The following is a 19,480-nucleotide window of genomic DNA, read 5'->3' on the forward strand; positions in this document are numbered from 1 at the left end:
AACGGGGCGGGACTCGTGCCTTCGGCACATTGTCCCGCCCCGTTTTTCGGGCGGCCGGGCCGCTACGCCCGCTGCGCGGGCGTGAGCCTCCTCGAGGTCGGCCCGTGCGGGGTCGGCTCAGGTGGTTCGGCTGGTGCCAACGCTCCGGGGCTTTGCCTCGGTGGGGGGCTTTGCCTCGCTCGGATTCAGCGGGAGGCCAGTGATTCGCCGATGTAGTGCATTTCGTCCGGTGTGGTCACCATCGAGACCGTGGCGCTGCCGGTGCTGGTGCGGACCGTGATCCGGTTCGGGGCGTAGGGGTCCTGGACGAGGGTCACGTCGGGCGGCAGCGTATCCGGATCACGTTCGGCGGTACGGACTTCCATGACGGTCGCGCCGCCGAGGTGGGTGGTCGGCGCGATGCCGTCGAACACCAGGACCGTCGTGGTCGGGTACGGGGCCGCGGGGACGGGCGGCGGGCCGGGCGGGGCCTGCGGGGTCGCGCCCGCGGCGCGGGGGGCGATCGAGAGCAGTTGGGGCGTGGCCAGATTGGCGACCATCGACTGCCACGCCTGCGGGCGCGAGGTGTGGACGACGGCATGGGCGCCGAGTGCGGTGGCCCGCAAGACCACCTGCTGTGCCAGGTCCAGATTGCCGATCACGTCGACATGGCGAGTGCCCGCGCCGATCAGTGGCACCGCGATGCCCTGGCCGCTTTCGTCGGCGCCGATCAGCTGGCCGCAGCCGGTGGTCGGCACGGCGATGTCGGTGAGCGCGGTGAGGGTGCCTCGGTAGCCGTCACGGCCACCGAGGTCATCGGCGGCGCCGATGGGCAAGGTGTCGAGCAGGATTCGGCGCTGGCTGCCGGGGAGCTCGCGCAGCCCGGCGATCGGCGCCTTGTCGTAGGGCTCGGTCGAATCGAAGCGGACGACGGCGTTGAGCACGACGGTTCCCGCCTTGTCGTCCACACGGCCGGTCCGGCGCGCACCAGGGTGCAGCCGCAGGGTGACGGTGGTCGACAGTGTCGGCAGCGACCAGATCTCGGCCAGTCCGTTGGTACCGATCATCGGCGCGGTGAGCTGGTAGTGGGTCAGGTGTCGGCCGAACTCGGACTCGAGACCGTGCGCCGACTCGGTCAACCGCAGCGGATCGAAGCCGTAGGCCAGTTCGCGCACCGCGCTGTTCATCTCGGTCGCGGTGAGCACCGCGGCGTCGATGCCATGGGCGGCCAGCCGATTCGCGACCCGGCGGGTGGCGATGATCATGGTGCGCAACGCACCGGTCGCGCCGCCGCCCCGCTTGTCCACCGCTGTCGCGTTGGCCACGGGGTCCAGTCGCAGCACGAGCCAGCAGGTGCGGTGCGCGATGGCGGGCAGCGGGCCGAGAATCCGGTTGTACAGGTGCGCGGCCGCGCCGGTGCCCGCGGTGCGCGCGCCGGTGGAGATCACATCGATGCTCACCAGCCCCACATCGAATTGCTCGAGGCAGCGCGCCACTTCGGTGAGCGGCAGCAGCTGGTCGGCACTGAGCGAGCCGCGGCGCAGCAGGGTGAGGGCGTCCGGCGGCGGATCGATCCGCAGCATGGTGAGCAGCAGATCGCCGTCCCAGCGCACCCCACAGCCGCCGCCCTCCGGCAGCGGCACGTCGAACGCGGGTGCCCGATCGAGGGTGTCGGCGCGGCCGCGAAGGCGGCGCGCCAGCCAGTCACCGATCCGCACCGCCGGGGGCCGTCGCCGGATCGGCACCAGCCCGATCAAGAGCACGGCAGCGGCGCCACCGATCGCACCGTAGACCGAATCCGTCGTCGCCAGCACGATCCAGGCCACGATCGCCGCGAGTATCGCGGTCGGCACACACGCACGCAGCGGGTACATCCGGAACAGCCAGAATTCCGGGTCACGCAGGGTGTCGTAGACATGAGCGCTGCCGGTTTCCCCGGCGTTCATACTGTTGTTCAAAATCGTTGTCCCTGCTTGGCATACGTCGAATCATGGTGAAGGACAAGTTCCGGATTTACGGTACCGTGTCCGACGAGATGGTGATCAACTCAGCAATGGAGTCCCTGTGCCGGCACAGCTGACAACCAAAGCCCAGGTCAATGGTTATCGCTTTCTGCTACGCAGGCTCGACCATGCTCTGGTCCGTCGTGACGTGCGCATGTTGCACGATCCGATGAAGTCGCAGAGCCGGTCGCTGATGGTCGGCGCGGTCCTCGGACTGATCATCGTGGCAGGCGCGGCCATCCTCGGCTTCCTCAAACCGCAGGGCGCGATCGGTGACGCGCTGATCGTCACCGGGAAGCAGAGCGGCGCCATGTATGTGGTCGTCGAGGCCAAGGAGGGCGAGAAGACCCTCCACCCGGTGCTCAACCTGGCCTCCGCCCGGCTCATCGCCGGCGACGCGCAGGCACCGAAATCGGTGAAGGACGACAAGCTCGGTTCGCTGCCGCGCGGTCCACTGCTCGGCATTCCCGGCGCCCCCGCGGCCATGCCGGGTTCCAAGCAGGGGTCGAGCTCGAATTGGACGCTGTGCGAGACCACGCAGCTCTCGGCCACGGGTAGCGCGTCCGGTGCGGGCGGCGGCCTCACCACGGCGATCGTGGGCAAGCCGGAGACCGGCGACCGGATCGGCGCTGTCGGCGCCGACGACGCCATGCTGATGCGCCACGACGGCAAGACCTTCCTCGTGTACCAGGGGGCACGGGCCGAGGTCGACCCGAACAACTCGGTGCTCGCCCGCACCCTCGGGTTGACCGGTCAGCAGGTCCGCCCGATCGGCAGTGCGGTGCTCGGCGCGACCACCCAGGCCCCACCGCTGGCCGTGCCCGCTATCGACCGCGCGGGCGAACCAGGCCCCGGCAAACTGTCGAATGTGCCGATCGGCGGCATCATCGCGGTGGCAGGCGTCGAGGCCGCGGGGCAGGAGACGATGTACGTGGTGCTGGCCGACGGCGTGCAGCGCGTCTCGCAGTTCACCGCCGACCTGCTGCGCAACGCCGATTCGCGCGGCATGCGCGAGATCGCCGAGCTGGCACCGGATGTGCTCGACCGGATGCCGATACTGCACACCCTGCCGATCGACGCCTTTCCCGAACACAAGCCGCGCATCCTGTCCGCCGAGGATGCCCCCGTGGCCTGCGTGAACTGGGCGAAGGACCCCGGCGAGGCCACCGCGCAGGGCAAATCGGTGGACGGGCCGACCGAACGCGCCACGGTGACATTGCTCGCCGGAACGAAACTGCCGCTGGCCGCCGCGGCCAAGCCGGTGACGCTCGCGACCGCGGACGGCTCGGGCAACCGAATGGACGCGGTATACCTGGCGCCGAGCACCGGCGAATACGTACAGGTCACCGGGGTCGAGCCGGGTAGCTTGCGGCGCGAATCGCTGTTCTATGTGGCCGACAACGGCATTCGCTACGGCATCCCGGATGCCGCGACCGCCGCGGTGCTCGGCCTCGGCGCCAAGCCGAAGCTCGCGCCATGGTCGATCATCGGACAGCTCGTCCCCGGCCCGACCCTGTCCGCGAAAGATGCACTGACCAGCTACGATTCGCTGCCCTCGGCCAGCAAATAGCCGATATTCTCGGTGTTCAGCTCAGCGTCGGGATCTGCCCGATGTTGAGAGTGGCGACGATCCCGGCGAGCGCGGTACGCATGTCCGGCTCCTCGATGCGCATCAGCACATCGTCGTCGACCTCGGCCAGGTCCAGCCCATCGGTATTGGCCAACCGGAACTCGCGTTCCTCCTCCGCCGACTCGATCACATTGCGGATGAAGCGGCCGTTACCGGCGAGGTCGACACCGCGACGCGGTTGCCCGCTCTGATCGGTGCTCTCCAGGTTGTAGAGGTAGTCGCAGGTCTCGATCAGGGTGGCCAGCGACTCCGGGGACAGTTGCGAATCCCGGCTGTTCGCCACGATTTCGCCGATCTGTCCGAGCTCGGAGGCGGTATAGGACGGGAACTGCAGGCGCTTGGCGAAGCGGGAGGCCAAGCCGTCGTTGGCGGCGAGCAGCCGGTCGATCTCGCCGTCGTACCCGGCGATGATCACCACGAGCCGATCGCGATCGTTCTCCATTCGCGCCAGCAAGGTGTCCACCGCTTCGCGACCGAACGCGTCACCGCCGGAAAGACCGGTCTGGATCAGGGTGTAGGCCTCATCGATGAACAGCACGCCGTCCATCGCGCTGTCGATCAGCTTCTCGGACTTGATCGCCGTGCCGCCGAGGTTCTGGCTCACGAAGTCGACACGTTTGGCTTCGACCACCTTGTCGGTCTTCAGCAATCCGACACCGCAATAGATCTTGGCGACCACCCGCGCGATGGTGGTCTTACCGGTACCGGGCGGACCCGTGAAAGCTAGGTGCTGGCCCCTGGATTGACTCGACAGGCCCTTGCCCGCGCGGATCTTGGCCAGCTGTGCCGAGGACTGCAGCTTGGCCACCTGGTTCTTCACCGAGGCGAGTCCGACCTGCTTGTCGAGCTGTGCGCGTGCTTCGGCGAGCACGGTCTTCGCGCGGTCCTCGGCGGCGGCCTCGTTCATCGAGGCCAGCGTCGGCGCCGAGTCGGCATCCCACTTGTCGGTGCGCGCGTCGATCACCTCGCGGCTGGTGACCACGATCCGGAAGGTGCGGTCGCGCATCGCCGTCGTATTGGCGGCGAAATCGGGCAGCTGCGAATAGACCTGCTCGAACAGCTTCTGGGCCTCGGCCTCGTTGCCGGATTCCCGCAGGCACAGGCCGCGGTTGTACATGGCGGTGAACTTGGCCGACGGAATCGGGCCCGCCTCAGCCTGTTCCATCCGCCGGATCGCCTCACCGAACAATCCCAGCTGCGCGCAGGCGGTGCCGACCATGACGTTCGCGCCGGTGGCGAGATAGGGGTCTTTCCAGCTTTCCGAGCCTGCCAGCACAGTCATCACATCCGACCAGCGCTGCGTGTTGTAGTGCAGGATGCCGCGGATGTAGGCGCTGATCCGATCATCGATCTGCTTGTCGGGGTCGTCGGCGCGGCCCGCGCGCAGCTTCGCCAGCTCGTCGAGCACCTGCTCGGCCTGGTCGTAGTCGGTACCGGCGATCAGCTGCGATGCCCAAGCCAGCCAGATCTCGGTGAGCCCGGCCAGCGGGTAGTCGATGTAGAGGCCGGGCAGGAAGCGGCCCGCCATGGCGCGCGGTGCGAGGCCGATCCTGCGCTGCTCGCGGCCGAGCGAATCAAGGCTGGTGCGATGCAGATTGAACAGCACCTCCTTGGTCACCTCGCCGGCCGCCGCGCGGCCGAGCCACGCGTCACACATCGACGAATCCCATTCCGTCGCGCGCTGGAAAGCCAGCTTCGCGTACTCCTCGTCACGCGCGGACTCCTGGCCGTCGATGGACAGACCGAGCGAGAGGACGCCCGCGTCGAAGGCGCGCTGAGCCTGGCGAATGTCTGGCATGTGTTGTCGGACCCCGAAATCTTCCTTTGATGGACAGCTGGTGTTCAATCCGGCGGCAGGACTTCGATCGCGCCGGTTTGCCCTGTCCGTTAGATTAGGTAACGCTGCCGTGTGGTCGCAACGGAAGTAGTCAGCTACGACTGAGAGTTCATCACTGGTGTCGACGTTGTTAGGCAATGAGCCCGAACTATGCCGAGTTTCAGTGATCGGGGGTGATACGCAGCTCGACATAGGTCTACCCGCCACGGTACCGATCGCCGGATTCATCGGTGATCTGGTGGCGCTGATCCGTTCGCGGGATCCACGCCTGCCGGATGGCGACGAGGACTCCGCCCCGGTCCGTGCCCAGCACTGGACGCTGGCGCGACTCGGTCAGGACCCTCTCGCGCCCAGTCGTACGCTCACCGAGGCCGAGGTATACGACGGTGAGCTGCTGGTACTGAGCCCGGTGACCCGCAAGGAGTCGCCCGCGCTGTTCGACGACGTCATCGACGCCGTATCCCGGCTCACCGCAGGCGAATTCCGCGGTTGGTCCGGATCCGCGGCCCGCTGGACCGGGCTCGTGCTGGCGACCGTCTCGATCATCGCCGCGCTCGCGCTGCTGGTCGTCTCGCGCGCCGACTCCGATCCGCTCGCCCCCGCGTTGGCGCTGCTGGGCACCGGGATCGCCGCGTCCGCCGCGGCCGGGATCGCCGCGCGAAAATTCACGGATTCGATTACCGCGAACTGGCTTTCGCTGGACGCGCTGCTGCTGTTGCTCGGCGGTGGTGCGCTGGTGGTGCCGGGGCCACTCGGTGCGGGCAGCCTGTTGCTCGGTAGCGTGGTGCTCTTGGTCGCCGCGGTGATCGGGTATCGGGTGACCGGAATCGGAGCCGGATTGTTCGCCACCGCGATCACCCTCAGCGTGTTCGGCGCGGTGGTCGGTGTGATCTACCTGATCTGGCATCCGGGGCTGGCCAAGCTGTTCGCCGGGGTACTCGTGGCGGCGGTGATGCTGCTGTCGTCGGTGCCACGCCTGGCCGCGGTGGCGGCCAGGCTGCCGATTCCGCCGGTGCCTACCGCGGGTGGGGCGATCGACCCCGCCGATCACGAACAGCGTCCGACCATCGAGGGCGTCGGTGCGGTCGGTGCGATCGCGCTGCCCTCGGCGGCCGGGCTCGGTGAACGCGCGAGGGTCGCGAATCAGATCCAGACCGGTCTCGTCGTGGCGTGCGCGCTCGGCGCGCTGATCGGCGCCGTCGGCGCGGCCGATCCGTTCGGTTCGTTCCATTCCGGCGGTGTCGCCCTCGCGGCGGTCGCGGCGATCGTGCTGTGTCTGCGGGGGCGCTCCTACGCCGATCTGGTGCAGGCCGCCACGTTGATCACCGCGGGCGCGCTCACCCTGCTCGCGTTGCTGACCGGGCTCGGCCTCGGTCATGATTCGCTCGAATTCGTCGCGGTGGCACTGTTGTTGGTGACCGCGGGTGGTGTCGTGGGGTTCGGCGTCATCGGACCACATGTCGAAGTGACGCCGGTGACGAGGCGGATGATCGAGATCTTCGAGTACCTGTTGATCATCACGATGATCCCGCTCGCGCTGTGGGTCATGGATGTGTACTCGACCGCTCGCAACATATGACCGCCGCAGCCATGCGTCGTTCGGTGCTGCGGCTCGCCTGTGTGGCGACCGTGCTCGGCACGGTCGCCGGGTTCCCGATGCCCGCGGGCGCCATCGCCCCGCCGCGGATCGATCCGGGCGCGCTCGACGCCGCGCTGGCGTTGAGCGGTAGACCGGCTCCACTCGAGGCGACCGAACAGCGCGAACTGTGTGCCGAACCGGTGTTGCGTGGCAGCGCGCCGCTCGAACCGCCGATGTCGCAGCAAGTTCTCGATCTGCCCTCGGCCTGGCAGTTCAGCCGTGGGGCCGGGCAGAAGGTGGCCGTGATCGACACCGGCGTCAACCGGCATCCGCGCCTGCCCGCGCTGCAGGCGGGCGGTGACTACGTGAGCGATTCCGACGGCACCGTCGACTGCGACGGCCACGGCACATTGGTGGCGGGCATCATCGCCGCCCGGCCCGCACCCGACGACGCGTTCGTCGGTGTCGCCCCGGATGCGGAGATCCTGGCCATCCGCCAGCTCAGCCTCGCCTACGACCGCAAGGACCGCGCCGGTTCGGTCAAGGAGGACGGTGCGCTGCGCAGCGACGGCTACGGCAGTGTGCTCACCCTCGCCGGCGCGGTCGTGCGCGCGGTGGACATGGGCGCCACCGTGATCAACATCTCCGAAGTGGCGTGCACCGCAGCCGGTTCCAATACCGCCGACGGCGCGCTCGGCGCCGCCGTGAAGTACGCCTACGAGCGCAATGTGGTGGTCGTCGCGGCAGCGGGCAATGTGGAGCAGGGCGGCCCGTGCCAGAACCAGAACGAGGGGTCCGGCTGGAGTTCGGTGACCACGGTCCCGTCCCCGGCCTGGTTCGCCCCCTACGTGCTGTCGGTCGGTTCGGTCGACGCCGACGGCCAGCCTTCGACGCTGTCGCTGCGCGGACCGTGGGTCGGGGCCGCCGCGATCGGCCGCAATATCGTGTCGCTGGACAGCAGGCCCGGCGGTACCGGGCTGGTCGACGGCGTGCAGACGATGGAGGGCGTGCAGCCGATCGACGGAACCAGTTTCGCCGCACCGTATGTCGCCGGGTTGGCCGCGCTGATCAGGTCACGCTATCCGGAACTGTCCGCGCAGCAGGTGATCGATCGGATCACCCGCACCGCGCACGCGCCGGGGCGCGGACGTGACGACGCCATCGGCGCCGGTCTGATCGACCCGACCGCGGCGCTCACCGCGCCGCTGTCCGCCGAACCGCCGAGCAAGGGCGCCGATGTCGGCCATCCGATCGCCGAACCGTACGCGGCGCCGGAACCGGATTCGCGACCACGACAGGTCGCGATCGCCGGATCGCTGATCCTGTTGGCCGCCTTGGGAATCGGTGCCGCGTTCGGGTTCCCGTTCCGTCGGCGCGGCGTAGATCTCAATCAGGAATTCGAGTAGTAGAGGGATCGATGGCAACCGAAGGTTTCGTCCGTCGCCCCCGGATCGCGCCGCCGCGCGCACCGGGTGGTGAAGTCTCGCTCACCCCGCCGCCGGAGATCCAGCGCGCCATTCCGTCGCCGCTGATGATGAAGCTGATGCCCGTCATCATGGTGATCGCGGTGGTCGGCATGATCGCGATGATGGCCACCATGGGCCGCAATCTGCTGGCCAATCCGATGATGATGATGTTTCCGATGATGATGCTCATGTCGATGGTCGGCATGATGGCGGGCATGCGCGGCGGCGGCCCCAAGCGCGCCGTCGAGCTCAACGAGGAACGCAAGGACTACTTCCGGTATCTGGACCAGGTGCGCAAGGATGTGCGCACCACCGGCACCAAACAGCTCGAGACCCTGGGCTGGAGTCATCCCGAACCCGCCGATCTGCCCTCACTGATCGGCAGCAGGCGGATGTGGGAGCGCCGCCCCAACGACCCCGACTTCGGACATGTCCGAGTCGGCGTCGGCAGCCACCGCCTTGCCACCAAGCTGGCCAGGCCCGAAACCGGTCCGCTCGAAGACCTGGAGCCGGTCTCGACGGTGGCGCTGCGCCGTTTCGTTCGCACGCATTCGGTGGTGCACGAGCTACCGACCGCGGTCTCGCTGCGGGCCTTTCCCGCCATCAATATCGGCGGTGACCTCGACGAGGGCCGCGAGCTGGTGCGGGCCATGCTGATGGAACTGACCACCTTCCACGGGCCGGACAATCTCGTGGTCGCCGTTGTCTGCGCCGATCCGGACGCGCAGTGGGCCTGGGCGAAATGGCTTCCGCACGTGCAGCATCCGTCGGTGCGGGACGGGCTCGGCTCGGCGCGGATGATGTACACCTCGCTCGGTGAGCTCGAGTCGGCCTTGCAGACCGAGCTGATGGAACGCGGCCGGTTCATGCGCAATCCGCAGCCCACCCAGGGCAGGCTGCACCTGGTGGTGGTGATCGATGACGGCTACATCAGCGGCAACGAGCGCACCATCAGCGAATCCGGCCTCGACTCGGTGACCGTGCTGGATCTGACCGCACCCGAGAACGGACTCGCGGCACGTCGCGGCCTGCAACTGGTCGTCGCCGACGGTGTGGTGTCGGCGCGCAGTGCCGCCGGGGTGGAGCGGTTCGCCACGGCCGACGAGGTCAGTCATGCCGAGGCAGCGGCTTTCGCCCGCTCGCTGGCCCGCTACCGGCTCGCGACGGCCGCGCAGATCGTCAGCCTGGGGGAGGGTACGACCAGTGACCCCGGCCTGATGGCCCTGTTGCGTATTCCCGATGCCGCCCAGATCGACCCTGCTCGGGTGTGGCGCCCGCGAACCGCGCGGGAGCGACTGCGCGTGCCGATCGGCATCACCCCGGACGGCACGCCCGTCGAGATCGACATCAAGGAGTCAGCCGAGAACGGCATGGGTCCGCACGGCCTCTGCATCGGCGCCACCGGCTCCGGCAAGTCGGAATTCCTTCGTACGCTGGTACTTTCGCTGGTCACCACCCACTCTCCGGACGCGCTCAACCTGGTGCTCGTCGACTTCAAGGGTGGTGCGACCTTCCTCGGTCTCGACTCGCTGCCGCACGTCGCGGCCGTGATCACCAACCTCGAGGACGAGCTCTCGCTGGTCGACCGCATGAAGGACGCGCTCGCCGGTGAGATGAACCGCCGCCAGGAGTTGCTGCGCTCGTCGGGCAACTACGCCAATGTCACCGACTACGAGAAGGCCAGGGCGGCAGGCGTTCCGCTCGATCCACTGCCCGCGCTGTTCGTCGTGGTCGACGAGTTCTCCGAATTGCTTTCGCAGAAGCCGGATTTCGCGGAGCTGTTCGTGATGATCGGCCGCCTCGGTCGCTCGCTGCACGTCCATCTGCTGCTGGCCTCGCAGCGCCTGGAGGAGAACAAGCTGCGCGGCCTGGAATCGCATCTGTCCTACCGGATCGGTCTACGCACCTTCTCGGCCAACGAATCACGCGCCGTACTCGGCATCACCGATGCCTACCACCTGCCGAGCGTGCCCGGCGCGGGCTACCTGAAGAGCGATGCGTCCGAACCACTTCGGTTCAATGCCAGCTACGTCTCGGGTTCCTATGTGGCCCCGGTCGGCACGGTCATCGACGACGACGGCGCGCCGGTCGGCGGACAACGACCCGTGGTGTTCACCGCGGCCCCCGTCGAGGCCGTCGAGATCGAGCCGGAACACGAGGAAACCGACCCGATCCTGCGTGGTCGGCCGGAACTGCCGCCACCGCCCCCACCCGCCGGACAGAGCGCCGAGGAGGGCATCCCGGATTCGCTGCTCGACGTGGTGGTCAAGCGGCTCACCGGGCACGGCAGGCCCGCGCACGAGGTGTGGCTGCCGCCGCTGGAGGAATCGCCGACCACCGACATGCTGCTGCCCGACCCGGACTGGCGTTCGCCGGTGAACCGGCACGGTCAGCTGTGGATGCCGATCGGTGTCATCGACAAGCCCTACGAGCAGCGCCGTGATGTGCTCACCATCAATCTCGCGGGCTCGCAGGGCAATGTCGCGGTGGTCGGCGGCCCGCAGTCGGGCAAGTCGACCACGCTGCGCACGATCATCCTGGCCGCCGCCGCCACGCATACTCCCGAGCAGGTGCAGTTCTACTGCCTCGACTTCGGTGGTGGCAGCATGGCCGGTCTGGTCGGCATACCCCACGTCGGTTCGGTCGCCGGTCGTCTCGACGGCGACCGGGTGCGGCGCACCATCGCCGAGCTCACCACCCTGATGCGCCAGCGCGAGGAGCGGTTCGCCGAGCTCGGCATCGAATCGATGGCCGAGTTCCGCCGCCGCAAGTTCTCCGCGCTCGAGGCGCGGCAGATCAACGGGACCACCGCGGCGCCGGGCGATCTGCTCGCCGCCGACCAGTTCGGTGACGTGTTCCTGGTGATCGATGGCTGGGGCGCCATCCGCGAGGAATTCGACATCCTCGAACCGCTGATCAATGCCATTGCCACCCAGGGTCTTTCCTTCGGCGTGCACCTGATGATCGGCGCCTCGCGCTGGGCCGAGATCCGGCCGGTGGTCAAGGACCAGGTCGGTACCAGGCTGGAGCTGCGCCTCGGTGACCCTGGCGACTCGGAGATGAATCGTCGTACCGCGCACCAGGTTCCGGTCGGCAGGCCGGGCCGTGGTCTCACCCGCGAGCAGTTGCACATGTTGATCGCGCTGCCCCGCCTGGATTCCGACTCCGACCCCGCCACGGTCGCCGACGGTGTCACCAGGGCACGCGAGGAACTCATCGCGCTGTATCCGGGCCGACGTGCCCCGCAGGTGCGGATGCTGCCGCTGAGTTTCCCGCGCGACGAGGTCGTCGGCACCGCCAGGGAACAGGGCGTCACGCTCAACCGCAGCAAGGTCGTCGTCGGTCTCGGCGAATCCGAATTGCAGCCGCTGATCCTGGATTTCGGTCTCGAACCACACTTCATGGCCTTCGCGGACGTGGAATGCGGCAAGACCACGCTGCTGCGCAATATCGTGATGAGCATCGCCGAACAGTCCGACGCCTCCGAGGCGCGGGTGATCCTGATCGACTATCGGCGCACCATGCTCGGCGTGCTCGAGGGCGACCAGCTGGCCGGGTACTCGACGTCGTCGCAGACCTGTGGGCCGATGATCGCCGAGGTCGCGGCCTACCTGGCCAAGCGAATCCCGGGTTCCGACATCACCCAGCAGCAACTGCGCGAACGCAGCTGGTGGTCGGGCCCGGAGATCTATGTCGTCGTGGACGATTACGACATGGTGGTCACCGGATCGGTCAACCCGTTCGCCCCGTTGCTCGAATACCTACCGCAGGCGCGCGATATCGGCCTGCACCTGGTCGTCACGCGACGTATCGGTGGCGCATCGCGTGCACTGTACGACCCGGTGCTCGGTGCGATGAAGAACCTGTCGGTGCAGACGCTGATCATGAGCGGTTCACGGGACGAGGGAAAGCTGATCGGCGACGTCCGCCCGAGCAAGATGCCGCCGGGGCGCGGCACGTTGGTCTCGCGCAGCCAGGGAGTCGAGCTCGTGCAGATCGCCGACCTGCCACCGCTGTAGGCGGGTCAGTCCCGCAGTGCGGCCGTCGAGAACCCCCGCTGCGCTCCTACGGTGGTGAACCTCGGCGGCAACCGGGACGGCCAGGTCGCGGTCTGCCGTTCGAACAGGGCCCTCGACGGCCCGGTCGCGACCGGACCCGCGACTCGCGTCAGCACGAAACCCGCACGGCGGTAGTAGTCGTGGAGCCCGGTATTGGTGGTCCAGGCGTCGAGACGAACCCACGGCCGCTGCGCCTCATCGGCCAGCGTGGCGGCCTGCGCGAGCAGGTGATCACCGACCCGCAAACCCGCGAACCGCAGATCGACGATCATGAAATGCACGATCACCGACTCGGCCAGCTCACACGCCGACCACAAACCCGGATCGGCCCGTTGATTGACGGTGATCGTCCCCGCGGACTCGCCGTCCACCTCCGCGATCCACGTCTCACCCCGATCCAGCGCCCGCCCGACCGCCCCGGCGAAGATCTCGATCGGCCGCCCGCGTCCGGCCACCGTCCACTGATCCGACCCGCGTGCGGTCAGCCACGACGTGCGCTGCACGCGCAGGCGGCAGATCAGCGGCAGGTCGCCCAGGGTGGCCGGGCGCAGGCGCACCGTCATGGCAGCGCGACGGCCAACCGGGGTGCGATGCCGAGGGTGCGGGCGATGATATCGGTGCCCGCGGTGTCGCCGAGCTGGTAGGCCAGCTGGTTGCGGCCTGCCAGGGAGCGGTGCCGGGTGGCGCGGGTGACGCGTTCGTGGTTGGCGCCGATGCGCAGGTGGTCGAGCAGGACGGTGCCGGTGGCGACGCCGAGGACCGACGCTTCCTCAGCGGTGGCGGCGCGGGCCAGCACGGTGTCACGATGGGCGGTCTCGCCGTAGCCGCGGTCCGCCAGGCGGCGGGTGGTGCCCTCGGGGATGTCGTGGGGGGAGTCGATGCCCGCGGCTTCGGCGAGGTCGCGGGGGTAGAAGCTCACCTCCCACGACCACGGTTCGTTGTCGAGGTACTGCACCACGGTGCGGGCCAGTACCCAGGAGTCGGCGGCAACGCCCAGCCAGCGCGCGACTTCGGTGTCCGCGGGTTCCATCCTGGTGCTGAACTGCTTGGACGGTTCGCGGTTGGCCGCGCGCGCGATCTCCTCGAAGATGTCGTGCGAGGACTGGGGCCGGTCGCGACGGATATGGTCGGTGACCACCGATTCCAGTACTTCCTGGTTTCGCACGATGGTGCCGCGGGAAGTCGCTGTGTAGACGAGATTTTCAGCGACCAGCACCTGAATCGCATTGCGTGAGGTGGTGATCGAGACCTGCATCTGATCGGCGAGCTCGGAGTGGCTGGGTAGCCGGTCGCCCGGTTTCCATGTGCCCGCGCGGATCTCCTCACGGAGGAGGTTCGCGATCCGGAGATAGGTCGGACCGTCCGCCATCATGCTCCTCGGTAGGTCGTGCAGGTAACGAAGTGTACTCGTATCGGTTACCTACGGCCGAGTAATGCTTGACAGAGAGCTTGTGAGGTTTATTGTAATGAACGTCCTGATCCGGTGCTCTGCGGCGATGACGGCGAGGCAACGTGGCTGGTTCGGAGAGTTCAACAGTTGTAATGGCTTTCCCCGACACAGTGCGGAGTGTCGATACCGCCGGGCTCCCGGCAGCTACCGGTCTGTTACCCCTCTCCGACATTCTCGTTCGGGCGTGTCGCGGACATCGGGTGGTCGGTGGACCGCTGTTGTGGTTCGCGCGTGACCTGGCCGTGCTGCACGAGAAACGTGTCGTCGGGCGCGGTGGACGGGTCGACACCGATCCGGTGGTTCTCCGCGAAATAGATTGTCGCCGTAGCGAACTGGTGCTGGCGATCGACGACTGGGTGTTGCGAGGAGTACCGCAGCATCGCCTCGGCGCGTCGCTGCACACCGAGACCGTCGGTTCGGTCATCGACCGCATGGCCGAGGCTTCCGTGCGAGCCCATCATGCCCTCATGACGCTGGCCGCCAACGACGAGATGCTGCACAGCGCATGGCACCACCTGGCCGAACTGGCGGATGCCTACGACGATCTGGTGCGCGACGTGCTGGCCGGGCGCAGGCGGTTGCCGGAGTGGTGACCTGACGGTGCGGGGTTCGTCGTGCGCGTCAGCCGAGGCGGTGGTGGTGCACGCTGAACTCGTCGGCCACCGTCGCCGCCAGTTCGACATAGGCGCGCTTGGTGGTCTTGTGCAGTCGGTGCAGGTCGATTTCGGCGCCCTCGGAGAGGTGCTCGTCGAAGGGGATGATGTGGACGGCGCGGCAGCGGGAGAGGAAGTACTGGCGTAGCTGCTGGACGCCGACGTTGGGTGAGCCCTCACGCGGCAGGTTGATGACGACGACGGCGTTGCGGACCAGGTGGTCGTGGCCGTGCAGCGACAGCCAGTCCAGGGTCGCGGCGGCGCTGCGGGCGCCGTCGATGGCGGCCGAGGAGATCAGCACGAGCGAGTTGGCGAGGTCGAGGACCCCGCTCATCGCCGAGTGCATCAAGCCGGTGCCGCAGTCGGTGAGGATGATGTTGTAGAAGCGCTGCAGGATGCGGGCTACGGCCCGGTATTCCTCGTCGTTGAACGCTTCCGACGCGGCCGGATCACGCTCGCTGGCAAGGACTTCCAGGCGGCTCGAGCCCTGGGAGGTGTGCCTGCGGACGTCGGAGTAGCGCTGGATCGCCGGGTCGAGCAGCAGGTCGCGCACGGTCGAGCGGGTCTGGATGGCCACGCGCTGTGACAGGGTGCCGAAGTCGGGGTTGGCGTCGACGGCGATGACTCGATCGCCGCGGATCGAGGCGAAGATCGAGCCGAGGCCGGTGGTGGTCGTCGTCTTGCCGACGCCACCCTTCAGTGAGAGCACCGCGATGCGGTAGTCGCCGCGCACAGGTTGGCGAATGCGCGCAACGAGTTCCTGCAGACGCAGTTCCTCCGCGGACATACCGGGGTTGATCGCACCGCCGGACACGTGGTGCACGGCCTTGCGCCAACCGCTGCCAGGTGCCTTCTTCGCGCGCTTGACCGGGACGTCGTCGAGGGAGGGCTGGTAGCCCTGTGGCTGCGCGCCCCAACCTGGTTGGCCATAAGGCGGTTGCTGGCCTTGCTGGTAGTTGCCCGGCTGCTGGTACTGCTGCGGGGCCGCGTTGGGCTGCTGGTACTGCTGCGCCGGGGTGCCGTCGGGCTGGTACTGGGGGCCGTTGGACTGGTTGGGCTGCTGGTACGGCGCGGGAGTGCCATCGGGCTGGTACGGCGGTGCCGGGAACTGTTGCTGCGCGCCCTGATTCGGCTGTTGATACTGCTGTGCGGGAGCCGTTTCGGGTCGATACTGCGGTGTCGCACCGTCGGGTCGCTGGGCGACGCCGTCGGGTCCGTAGGTGGGCAGACCATCGGGCTGCTGGTGCTGGGCCGGGGTGCCGTCGGGACGGGGATACGGCGACGCGGCGTCGGCCGCTTGCACGAATTCACCCGAGCGATAACCGGTTTGCGCACCACTCTGCCGGTTCGGCTGCCCGTGCTCGGCACTCGGCACACGATTCTGCAGCCGGGGATCATCGGACCGGATGACCTCGGTCCGCCCATCCGGCGCATGCGTCGGCACGGCAGGCGTGGGATCGCCGGGCACGGAGTTGTATTGCGTCGGAGGATAAGTCGTGGGCCGCGCGTTCTCGCCCGTCGCATAGGGCGACCGCTGCTCGGTTCCCGTCGGCCGTTGCGGAGCCACGGACTCGCCGGAGCTGTAAGGCGACCCGTGCTGTGGCGCGGATTCGCCTGCGGGGTACGGGGACCGGACATCCGAATGCTCGGCTTCCGAGGAGGCTTCGGGCGTCGAGGTCGGCGGTGTCTGCGCTGCGTGTTGCCGCGGTGCGGTTTCCGGCTGTGGTTCGACCACGCTCGGTTGCGCGGCGCTGTCGGCGGCGACAGTGGTGTTCGCGGGTGCTTGCTCGTCGGGCATCGACCATCCGGCCGTGTGACGCGCACCGGTCGTCTGCGATTCAGCCGACTCCGCGGGGGAAGCCGGTGTCGTCGCCGTCGATGATTCGGGCACTTCTGTGGCCGGGCGAGGCGGTGTGGCCTGCTCGGCCTCGCTGCGCGCGGAGGTCGACTGGGTGGTGGGTTGCCCGCCTTCTTCACCAGGCGTCGCCGGTGCGGAGGTGGTGGGGCCTGCCTGCGCGACTTCGCGGTCAGCGGTGACCGGCCGCGATTCGGCGGCGGTCGGCGGGACGGTCAGGCGTGGTGGGGCCTGGGTCGGCCGTGCGGGCGGGTCGGGCAGGGGAGGGGGCGGTGGGAGATCAGGCCGCTGGTTCGGCCCCAGCGGGGTGAAGCCGGTCGACGGTGGCGCCGGCGTACGCGTCGGGAGTGCGTTCGCGGCGTGATCCGCTGCCTCGGTGGTCGGTGCGGCTGTTGCCGGGCCTGCGTGAGCATGCCCGCTGGTGGGCGATGGCGCGGGCGGGATCAGCGGGGGCGCGGCGGCGGAGGACGGCGCGGGATCCGCCGTCGGCTGACCCGTCTGCCACGGGGCCGGGCTGGGCGTCGACGCCTGGCCGGCGGCCCACGGCGCCGGATCCGCTGCCGACGGACCAGGGGCGGACGACGGACCATGGGCGTCCAGCCGCGGTGCTGGATCGATCGATGACGGCGGTGCGCTGGTCGGCGCCGTCAGGCGGTCCGGGGCGGGCTGCCTGGCCACGCCCGGCTGCTCGGGCACAGCCTGCTGGTCGGGCTGCTGGTACTGCCCCGCCTGCTGATACGGGTTCGGCTGCTGGAACGGGGCCTGACCCTGGGGCGGCTGTTGCTCGCCGGGATAGCCGGACTGCTGGTGTGGCGGCTGATCGTAGGTGGGCTGCTGGTGCGACGGGCCGGGGATCAGCGGGTTCGCGGGTGGCTGCGCGGACCAGCTGGACTGATGGGTCGGCTCGGCCGGGCGTCGCTGGTCGACAGGCTCGGCTGGGCGCGCGGAGTGCTGCTGGGCGGGGGCTTCTTCCTCGGACTCACGGTCCTTACGGCGGCGCCTGCCCTTGTCCTTACGCGGAGCATCCTCACCGCGGCTCATGAAGCGGCGGCGTTTGGGTGCCTCGTCGATCTCGTCGTCCTGGGGCAGGTTCTCGACCGGAGCCTCGTACCCGACCTGCGTGACGTCGCTCTCCGACAGCCACGGCGGCAGCATGGGGAGGCTGTCGTTGTTGCGGCTCACCGGCACGCCTCGCTCACCAGGGTCCCCCGATCTGATCGACCCACTTCTCCGACGTCGGTGAGTTTACGCGACAACCCCAACGCGGTGGTGGCCGCCTCGTAGCTCCGGATCGGCCCGTTGATAGCTCAGCGCGAGGCCCGGTCGAGGTGTACGGTTCGGGGCACTTTTGCCTCTGGCCGCCCGGCCCGGTAAGCTTGAGCGGCGGTGCACCTATGCGCCGACTGTTCGCATGCATGCCGACCGTTCGTTGTCGGCCCTTGCGAGTGAGCAGCACGAGGTAATCCAAACTCAGGTTGAGCGTAACCGGGATCGCGGAGGATATGGCGAAGAAAGACGGGGCCATCGAGGTCGAGGGTCGAGTTGTCGAGCCGCTGCCCAATGCGATGTTCCGGATCGAGCTCGAGAACGGTCACAAGGTTCTCGCGCACATCAGCGGAAAGATGCGGCAGCACTACATTCGTATCCTTCCGGAAGACCGCGTGGTCGTCGAGCTGTCGCCGTACGACCTCTCACGCGGCCGGATTGTCTACCGCTACAAGTGATGCCTGACGGCGTCGCGAGCCCTACCGGCGCGCGGCGTCGCACAGTGTCCCGGCAACGGGACGCACACCAGACTTCCCCAGTCTTCTGGCTGGGGAAAAACTGTGTTCACACCACCTGTGTGGACCAATAGAAGATTGGACTGACGTGAAGGTTAATCCGAGCGTCAAGAAGATCTGCGAGAAGTGCAAGGTGATCCGCCGTCACGGTCGGGTCATGGTGATCTGCGACAACCTGCGCCACAAGCAGCGTCAGGGCTGATTCAGCCTCACCACCGGGCACCGATCGTCTGATCGGACTGACCGAAAGAAGCACTCCCAGTTCCAGCGCGTACGTACGTGTGCGCGCCATCCACCGGCACGGAGGCCGGTGCCCCCACCACTGTGGAAGACGGGGGGACGGACGGGGAGCAGACCTCCGCAACCATTAAGGAACCTGCCACATGGCACGTCTGATGGGCGTTGATCTCCCGCGCGAAAAGCGCATGGAGATCGCGCTGACCTACATTTTCGGAATCGGGCGCACCCGCGCCGCCCAGATCCTGGCCGAGACGGGCGTCAGCCCGGACCTGCGCTCCAAGGATCTCAGTGACGACGACCTGTCGAAGCTCCGCGACTTCATCGAGGGCACGGACTACAAGGTCGAAGGTGACCTGCGCCGCGAGGTTCAGGCCGATATTCGTCGCAAGATCGAGATCGGCTGCTACCAGGGCATCCGCCACCGTCGTGGCCTGCCCGTTCGTGGTCAGCGCACCAAGACCAACGCGCGTACGCGCAAGGGTCCGAAGAAGACCGTCGCCGGCAAGAAGAAGTAGGGATAGCGTATGCCTCCGAAGAGCCGGGCCGCTGGCCCGAAGAAGACTCAGAAGTCGCGTCGCCGGGATAAGAAGAACATCCCGCACGGCCACGCGCACATCAAGAGCACGTTCAACAACACCATCGTCTCGATCACCGACCCCGAGGGCAATGTCATCTCGTGGGCGTCGTCGGGCCACGTCGGTTTCAAGGGTTCGCGTAAGAGCACCCCGTTCGCCGCGCAGCTCGCTGCCGAGAACGCTGCCCGCAAGGCGCAGGAGAACGGCGTCAAGAAGGTCGACGTGTTCGTGAAGGGCCCGGGTTCGGGCCGCGAGACCGCGATCCGTTCGCTGCAGGCCGCAGGCCTGGAAGTGGGCTCGATCTCCGATGTCACTCCGCAGCCGCACAACGGCTGCCGTCCGCCCAAGCGGCGTCGCGTCTAATAGCGGGAAAG

General features: G+C 68.1%; 13 protein-coding genes and 1 pseudogene. 9 read left to right on the forward strand and 5 right to left on the reverse strand.

The features are described 5' to 3' along the window. Positions 1 to 185 precede the first annotated feature (185 nt). The gene (eccE, locus tag NS1_RS11705) at positions 186 to 1,937 is read right to left on the reverse strand and encodes a type VII secretion protein EccE (protein WP_255284500.1); all 1,752 of its coding nucleotides are present in this window, start codon (positions 1,935 to 1,937) and stop codon (positions 186 to 188) included. Between the two features lie 106 nt (positions 1,938 to 2,043). On the opposite strand from eccE, the gene eccB reads away from it, so the two are divergent. Then, a complete protein-coding gene (gene eccB, locus NS1_RS11710; RefSeq protein WP_062984150.1) occupies positions 2,044 to 3,552 on the forward strand; it encodes a type VII secretion protein EccB in 1,509 nt (502 codons plus the stop codon). Positions 3,553 to 3,568: 16 nt separating this feature from the next. On the opposite strand, the gene eccA is transcribed toward eccB, so the two are convergent. Continuing rightward, on the reverse strand, positions 3,569 to 5,410 hold the full coding sequence (gene eccA, locus NS1_RS11715; RefSeq protein WP_062984151.1) for a type VII secretion AAA-ATPase EccA: 1,842 nt from the start codon (positions 5,408 to 5,410) through the stop codon (positions 3,569 to 3,571). A gap of 157 nt (positions 5,411 to 5,567) precedes the next feature. On the opposite strand from eccA, the gene eccD reads away from it, so the two are divergent. From eccD to eccCa, 3 genes are read left to right on the forward strand one after another with little or no spacing between them, the layout of a single operon-like run. Further along, on the forward strand, positions 5,568 to 7,028 hold the full coding sequence (eccD, locus tag NS1_RS11720) for a type VII secretion integral membrane protein EccD (protein ID WP_255284501.1): 1,461 nt from the start codon (positions 5,568 to 5,570) through the stop codon (positions 7,026 to 7,028). Beyond that, the gene (mycP, locus tag NS1_RS11725) at positions 7,025 to 8,434 is read left to right on the forward strand and encodes a type VII secretion-associated serine protease mycosin (RefSeq protein WP_062984156.1); all 1,410 of its coding nucleotides are present in this window, start codon (positions 7,025 to 7,027) and stop codon (positions 8,432 to 8,434) included. Before eccD ends, mycP begins: the two co-directional genes overlap by 4 nt. A gap of 11 nt (positions 8,435 to 8,445) precedes the next feature. Next, positions 8,446 to 12,513 carry a type VII secretion protein EccCa gene (gene eccCa / locus NS1_RS11730; RefSeq protein ID WP_062984158.1) on the forward strand — a complete coding sequence of 1,356 codons (4,068 nt, stop codon included), beginning with the start codon at positions 8,446 to 8,448 and terminating at the stop codon, positions 12,511 to 12,513. A 5-nt stretch (positions 12,514 to 12,518) separates the two neighbouring features. On the opposite strand, the gene NS1_RS11735 is transcribed toward eccCa, so the two are convergent. Together NS1_RS11735 and NS1_RS11740 are read right to left on the reverse strand one after the other, a co-directional pair. Beyond that, positions 12,519 to 13,115 carry a GNAT family N-acetyltransferase gene (locus NS1_RS11735; protein ID WP_157125182.1) on the reverse strand — a complete coding sequence of 199 codons (597 nt, stop codon included), beginning with the start codon at positions 13,113 to 13,115 and terminating at the stop codon, positions 12,519 to 12,521. Beyond that, positions 13,112 to 13,921 (reverse strand): GntR family transcriptional regulator, encoded by an 810-nt coding sequence (locus NS1_RS11740; RefSeq protein ID WP_255284502.1) that lies wholly within the window; start codon positions 13,919 to 13,921, stop codon positions 13,112 to 13,114. Before NS1_RS11740 ends, NS1_RS11735 begins: the two co-directional genes overlap by 4 nt. A gap of 281 nt (positions 13,922 to 14,202) precedes the next feature. Here NS1_RS11740 and NS1_RS11745 point away from each other — a divergent pair, with 281 nt between their 5' ends. Beyond that, the gene (locus NS1_RS11745; RefSeq protein WP_084503665.1) at positions 14,203 to 14,595 is read left to right on the forward strand and encodes a DUF4254 domain-containing protein; all 393 of its coding nucleotides are present in this window, start codon (positions 14,203 to 14,205) and stop codon (positions 14,593 to 14,595) included. Between the two features lie 28 nt (positions 14,596 to 14,623). Here NS1_RS11745 and NS1_RS42620 read toward each other — a convergent pair. Beyond that, a pseudogene (locus tag NS1_RS42620) lies at positions 14,624 to 15,731 on the reverse strand (MinD/ParA family ATP-binding protein); the annotation flags it as partial. 2,281 nt (positions 15,732 to 18,012) lie between these two features. Here NS1_RS42620 and infA point away from each other — a divergent pair. From infA to rpsK, 4 genes are all read left to right on the forward strand, one after another. Continuing rightward, positions 18,013 to 18,234, forward strand: coding sequence for a translation initiation factor IF-1 (gene infA, locus NS1_RS11755; RefSeq protein ID WP_003418601.1), 222 nt, complete (start codon positions 18,013 to 18,015; stop codon positions 18,232 to 18,234). A 145-nt stretch (positions 18,235 to 18,379) separates the two neighbouring features. Beyond that, positions 18,380 to 18,493: a 50S ribosomal protein L36 gene (rpmJ, locus tag NS1_RS11760; RefSeq protein WP_056818299.1), complete on the forward strand. Its 114-nt coding sequence runs from the start codon at positions 18,380 to 18,382 to the stop codon at positions 18,491 to 18,493. A 181-nt stretch (positions 18,494 to 18,674) separates the two neighbouring features. Continuing rightward, on the forward strand, positions 18,675 to 19,046 hold the full coding sequence (rpsM, locus tag NS1_RS11765) for a 30S ribosomal protein S13 (RefSeq protein ID WP_056818296.1): 372 nt from the start codon (positions 18,675 to 18,677) through the stop codon (positions 19,044 to 19,046). Positions 19,047 to 19,055: 9 nt separating this feature from the next. Continuing rightward, a complete protein-coding gene (gene rpsK, locus NS1_RS11770; protein WP_019045110.1) occupies positions 19,056 to 19,469 on the forward strand; it encodes a 30S ribosomal protein S11 in 414 nt (137 codons plus the stop codon). Positions 19,470 to 19,480: the final 11 nt, after the last annotated feature.

It is taken from the genome of Nocardia salmonicida NBRC 13393 (assembly GCF_001613085.1).
Lineage (GTDB): Bacteria > Actinomycetota > Actinomycetes > Mycobacteriales > Mycobacteriaceae > Nocardia > Nocardia salmonicida.